At 66.2% G+C, this 4,818-nt stretch carries 6 protein-coding genes; 1 reads left to right on the plus strand and 5 read right to left on the minus strand.

Annotation, left to right across the window (positions count from 1 at the left end; all coding sequences use genetic code 11):
- Window positions 1-216: 216 nt before the first annotated feature.
- Window positions 217-402 carry a hypothetical protein gene (locus tag AB2385_RS16590; RefSeq protein WP_367656125.1) on the minus strand — a complete coding sequence of 62 codons (186 nt, stop codon included), beginning with the start codon at window positions 400-402 and terminating at the stop codon, window positions 217-219.
- Window positions 403-447: 45 nt separating this feature from the next.
- On the opposite strand from AB2385_RS16590, the gene AB2385_RS16595 reads away from it, so the two are divergent.
- Entirely contained in the window at window positions 448-1,083 is a 636-nt protein-coding gene (locus AB2385_RS16595; protein ID WP_367656126.1) for an HAD family hydrolase, read from the plus strand.
- A gap of 32 nt (window positions 1,084-1,115) precedes the next feature.
- Here the strand turns inward: AB2385_RS16595 and AB2385_RS16600 are convergent, their stop codons facing one another.
- The 4 genes from AB2385_RS16600 to AB2385_RS16615 all read right to left on the minus strand — a co-directional run bounded on the left by AB2385_RS16600 (window position 1,116) and on the right by AB2385_RS16615 (window position 4,428).
- Window positions 1,116-1,916: an alpha/beta fold hydrolase gene (locus tag AB2385_RS16600; RefSeq protein ID WP_367656127.1), complete on the minus strand. Its 801-nt coding sequence runs from the start codon at window positions 1,914-1,916 to the stop codon at window positions 1,116-1,118.
- Window positions 1,917-2,126: 210 nt separating this feature from the next.
- Window positions 2,127-2,957: an arsenite methyltransferase gene (locus tag AB2385_RS16605; protein WP_367656128.1), complete on the minus strand. Its 831-nt coding sequence runs from the start codon at window positions 2,955-2,957 to the stop codon at window positions 2,127-2,129.
- 42 nt (window positions 2,958-2,999) lie between these two features.
- On the minus strand, window positions 3,000-4,052 hold the full coding sequence (gene arsB, locus AB2385_RS16610) for an ACR3 family arsenite efflux transporter (protein WP_367656129.1): 1,053 nt from the start codon (window positions 4,050-4,052) through the stop codon (window positions 3,000-3,002).
- A 58-nt stretch (window positions 4,053-4,110) separates the two neighbouring features.
- Window positions 4,111-4,428 (minus strand): helix-turn-helix transcriptional regulator, encoded by a 318-nt coding sequence (locus AB2385_RS16615; RefSeq protein WP_273381279.1) that lies wholly within the window; start codon window positions 4,426-4,428, stop codon window positions 4,111-4,113.
- Window positions 4,429-4,818 lie beyond the last annotated feature (390 nt).

The raw sequence follows: 4,818 nt of genomic DNA on the forward strand, positions 1-4,818 counted from the left end.
TTCAATGGGTTTCCATTGCACGAAGTCCGGGTTATTCACGCGAAACTTGAGCTAGGTGCCAGCCGGTTTCTTGCTGGGATGGGGTAGGTTTAGATCCTTAACTTTTATTGGGACAAATGTCCGCAAAGCCCTGCTGTGGGCAGGTCCGGGCTTTCGCAGTCGCCGCGGGCGCTAAACACCCCCGCCCCCCGCGCGGAGGTCGACCTTAGTCGTCAGCTAGCCCTGTTCGGCGGCGAGTTCTTGTGCGAGAATCTCCTCAGGGATGGACGTGTACCGGGCCAGGATCTCCCCGGCGATCGCGCACAGTCCCCTGGAACCGCTTCCGGTCTGCGGGTCCTTGCTGTGCGTGATCCCGGCCCGGGCGAGGGACTGGATCGGCTGTGCCCCGCGGAGCCACAGCATCCCGCTACCCGGCCGGATCAGATCGCAGACATGGAGGAAGAGACCTTGCCGTTCAAGTGCGTAGCCTTTGATGTGGACGGAACGCTCCTGGACACGGTAAAGCCCGACCTCATGTCCCTGCAGAAGGTCATCCGCGAGGAGACCGGACAAACCCCTTCGCTCGAGGAACTGCGGCCCCTCCTGGGCATTCCGGGGGTGACCGCCCTCGAGCAGCTGGGCCTGCCCGACCCGCAGGCCGCCTTCGACAAGTGGGCGGCCTACGTGCGGGAGTATGATCACCTCATCACCGTGTTCCCGGGGATCTGGGAGGTGCTGGACGAACTGCGGGACCGCGGCGTCACCCTGGGGCTGGTGACCTCCCGGTGCCGCTCGGAGCTCGACCGGGACGTCACCCGCCTGGGCTTGCTGCAGTACTTCCGTGCGGTCGTCTGCGCGGACGACACGGAGCGCCACAAGCCGGACCCCGACCCGCTTCTGAAGCTGTTGGCCGACACCGGGATGAACCCCGGGGATGTGCTCTACATCGGCGACACCATCTACGACAGCCAGTGCGCCCGGGCCGCGGGGGTCAAGTTTGCGCTGGCCCTCTGGGGCACCATGGACCCGGCCATCCCCTGCGACTACCGGCTCGCGCACCCGGCGGAACTGCTCCCGCTCTGCCGCCCGGCCGCTGAAGCGTAATCGCCACCCCGCCTGTGCGGCGCCGCGCCCGTTCAGCCGCCCTTCGGCGAGAGGTGCTCCCGCAGGACCTCCGCAAAGGCGTCCGGCCGCTCGACCATCATGCTGTGCCCCGCGCCCCGAATCATCCGGGTCCGGATCCCGTGCCGGCGCAGCGTGTCGATCAGCGGCTCCAGGCCCGGCGTGTGTTCGCCGTAGACGTAGGTCCGGGGAATGGGCAGGTTCAGGAACCGGTCCAGCAGCCCCGGCGTGTCGGAAGTCCGGGCGAGTTCGGCCGAGCACCGCCACAAGGCGCCGGGGGAGCACCGGCTGAGCGTGGAGGCGTAGAGCAGGTCGTCGGCCCGGCCCTCCAGCCCGCTCCGGGCAAAGTGGCCGATGAGGGTGGGCAGCGCGGCCCGGACTCCCTCCTCGCCCATGGCCGCCAGCTTGCGGCTCAGCGTGGCGTCCTCGGGGCGGAGGTTGCCCTCGGCGATCAGCAGCCCCATGACCCGGTCCGGGGCCCGCTCGGCCATGAGCAGGGCGATCGTGCCGCCCATGCTGTGGCCCACCAGGTGGACCTTCTGCACGCCGAGCCAGTCCAGCAACTCGATCATGAGCGCCGCCAGGTCGTCCATCGCGCAGGAGAAGCTGCCCGGTTCCTCGCTGTCGCCGTGGCCCGGCAGGTCGGGGAGGATGAGCGCCCGACCCGCCAGGGCGGGCGCGGCCAGGGTGGGCAGGAAAAAGGCATGGGATGCGCCGAGCCCGTGAACCAGCAGCACGGGCTCGGAGCCGCCTCTCATCCTGACGGCCAGCGTGCCCGCCCGCGAGGGCCATCGAATCGGGAGCAGGAGATCCACGCTTCATCACCACCCGTGCCCCGGGGCGCGTCCATAGGCCCGGCAGGGCTTTTTCCCTCGACCTGCAGTTTGTACAGAAAGGTTTCCGCTTACGCGGCTGCCGCCCGCTAGTTGGATTCGCGCACGGGCCGGCTGCGGCGGGGTGGGGAATACGGCAAAGCCAAACGGCAGGGATGCGCCGTCGCACCCTGCCGTCTGTGTTCTTTATTCCTACTTCATTGGCTTCCTTGCCTCGATGTAAGCGGAGAACACCTGGTTCTGCGGCGATTCCCCTGCGCCCCAGGCCTCCAGCAGCTGGTCGCTGTCCTTCGGCCGGATCACGATGTCGACAAAGCCGGCCTCGGCGAGCATCACTCTGAGCTCATCGACCGTGGCTGCACCGGCCAGGCACCCGGCATAGAGGGCCAGGTCCTCCCGCACCTCAGGCGGAAACGGCGCGAGGCTCACCATGTCCGCCACCGCAAGCCGCCCGCCCGGGCGCAGAACCCGGAAGGCCTCCCGGAACACCTGCTCCTTTTCGGGCGAGAGGTTGATCACGCAGTTGGAGATGATCACGTCCACGCTCTCGTCGGCCACGGGCAGGTGCTCGATCTCGCCGAGCCGGAACTCCACGTTCGTGCAGCCGCCCTTGCGGGCGTTCTCGCGGGCACGGCTGAGCATCTCGGGCGTCATGTCCACCCCAATCACCCTGCCGCTCTCCCCGACCTGGCGCGCGGCGAGGAAGCAGTCGAACCCGGCCCCGCAACCCAGGTCCAGGACCGTCTCGCCCGGCTTCAGGTTGGCGATCGCCTGCGGATTGCCGCAGCCCAGGCCGAGGTTGGCGCCCTCCGGCGCCGCGGAGAGCTCTTCATCGGAGTATCCCAGAATCTTCCCCAGACCTCTCACGTCGACGGCCGTTCCGCAGCAGCAGCCGCCGACCACCGGGAGCTCATCTTCCCGCGGCTGGGTGCCGCAGCATCCCCCCGTCGCGCCGCCGGCGGTGCTGCGCGCCGTCTCGGCATAGCGCTTCCGAACCGCTTCACGCAGCGAATGTGCGTCCATCTCCACCATGCCCCTCCTTTGTCATGGACCGAACCTCCAGGCTTATGCGACTGCCTTGGGCCAGTACCGGCGCTTGAGGGCGAACGCGACGTTCACCAGGCCGATCATCACCGGCACCTCGATCAGCGGCCCCACCACAGCGGCGAAGGCCGCGCCCGAGTTGATGCCAAACACTGCGACGGCCACGGCGATGGCCAGCTCGAAGTTGTTGCTCGCCGCCGTAAAGGACAGCGTCGTGGCCTGCGCATAGTTCGTACCCAGCTTGTGACTGAGCCAGAAGCTGACCAGGAACATCACCACAAAGTAGATGATCAGCGGAATGGCAATGCGGACGACGTCCAGGGGGATCTGCACGATCAGCTGACCCTTCTGGCTGAACATCACCACGATGGTGAACAACAGGGCGACCAGCGTGATGGGGCTGATCCGGGGGATGAACTGCTTCTCATACCACTGCCTGCCCCTGGCCCGCACGAGCCCGAACCGGGTGAGCACGCCGGCCGCGAAGGGAATGCCCAGATAGATGGCGACACTCTCCGCAATCTGACCGATGGAGACGTTCACCGTCGAACCTGCCAGCCCGAAGAGCGGCGGGAGAACGGTGATGAAAATCCAGGCGTACACGCTGTAGAACAGGACCTGGAAAATGCTGTTGAAGGCCACCAGACCAGCGGCGTACTGCGCGTCGCCCCTGGCCAGGTCGTTCCAAACGATGACCATGGCGATGCAGCGTGCCAGGCCGATCATGATCACGCCAGCCATATACTCCGGGTAGTTGTGGAGGAAGAGGATGGCCAGCAGGAACATCAGGATCGGGCCCACGACCCAGTTCTGGAAGAGGGAAAGGCCCAGCACCTTCCAGTCGCGGAACACGTCCGGGAGTTCCTCGTAGCGCACCTTCGCCAGCGGCGGGTACATCATGAGGATCAGCCCGACGGCCAGCGGGATGTTGGTGGTGCCTGCCTGGAAGCGGTTGATGAACTCCTCCACGCCGGGCACGAAGTAGCCAAGTCCCACCCCAAACGCCATGGCCAGGAAGATCCAGAGGGTCAGGAAGCGATCCAGGACAGACAGGCGCGGGCATGGTGCCGACATCGACGGTCCCTCCTCGGTTTGGTATAGGTCGGGCCTCCCGCTTCCCCCTTGCCGGCCTTCAGCAGCACCCTTCGAACCGGGTCCCGGCCAGCTCCGGAATGGTCGAAAGGTCCGCATCCAGGAACGCCTTGAACGCCTCCAACCCCTCCAGGAGGCGAGCGCGGTTGGCCTGGTAGTACACCCACATTCCCGCCCGGCGTTCCCGGACCAGCCCGGCCGCCTTCAGCTTGGCGATGTGCTGCGAGACCGCGGGCTGGCTGATGCCGAGAATCGGCTGTAGCTCACACACGCACCGCTCCTGGTCCCAGATCAGCTTCAGGAGCTTCAGGCGTGTCGTATCTGCCAGCGCCTTCATCAGCATGACGTGCTGCTCCATCGAACGCCCTCCCTAGGATATAAGCATATTGTTATGAAGCTGTCCCTGTCAATCCCCAAGGCAATCCGCGCCATGCCCCGTGGCCGGGGACATGGCGCCTGTGTGGTCGGCGGCGTTCGGCTTGACCCCGGCACCGACCGTCACCCATTCGCGCCACCGTTCGGTGGCGAAAAAACAACCGAAAGATGTTTGTTGCATCCGCTATAATTCTGACGACTGCTAGATCCGTAGTAGGAGCCTGTACCTAGAGTTGGCAACCGAACTGCGGTCCCCACAGCCGGCTGGCCCGGCGACTCAGTCCAGAAAGGGAGGGGCGTCAGGATGATTCCAGCAGCGTTCGATTACGTGGCACCCCGGACCGTCTCCGAGGCGGTGGACCTGCTCCGGCAG

Source organism: Symbiobacterium sp., from assembly GCF_040797425.1.
Classification (GTDB): domain Bacteria; phylum Bacillota; class Sulfobacillia; order Symbiobacteriales; family Symbiobacteriaceae; genus Symbiobacterium.

Coding starts and splice junctions, on each gene's coding strand:
- AB2385_RS16615 (WP_273381279.1), bottom strand. CDS start 4,428: ATGGAGCAGCACGTCATGCTGATGAAGGCGCTGGCAGATACGACACGC.
- AB2385_RS16590 (WP_367656125.1), bottom strand. CDS start 402: ATGCTGTGGCTCCGCGGGGCACAGCCGATCCAGTCCCTCGCCCGGGCC.
- AB2385_RS16605 (WP_367656128.1), bottom strand. CDS start 2,957: ATGGACGCACATTCGCTGCGTGAAGCGGTTCGGAAGCGCTATGCCGAG.
- arsB (WP_367656129.1), bottom strand. CDS start 4,052: ATGTCGGCACCATGCCCGCGCCTGTCTGTCCTGGATCGCTTCCTGACC.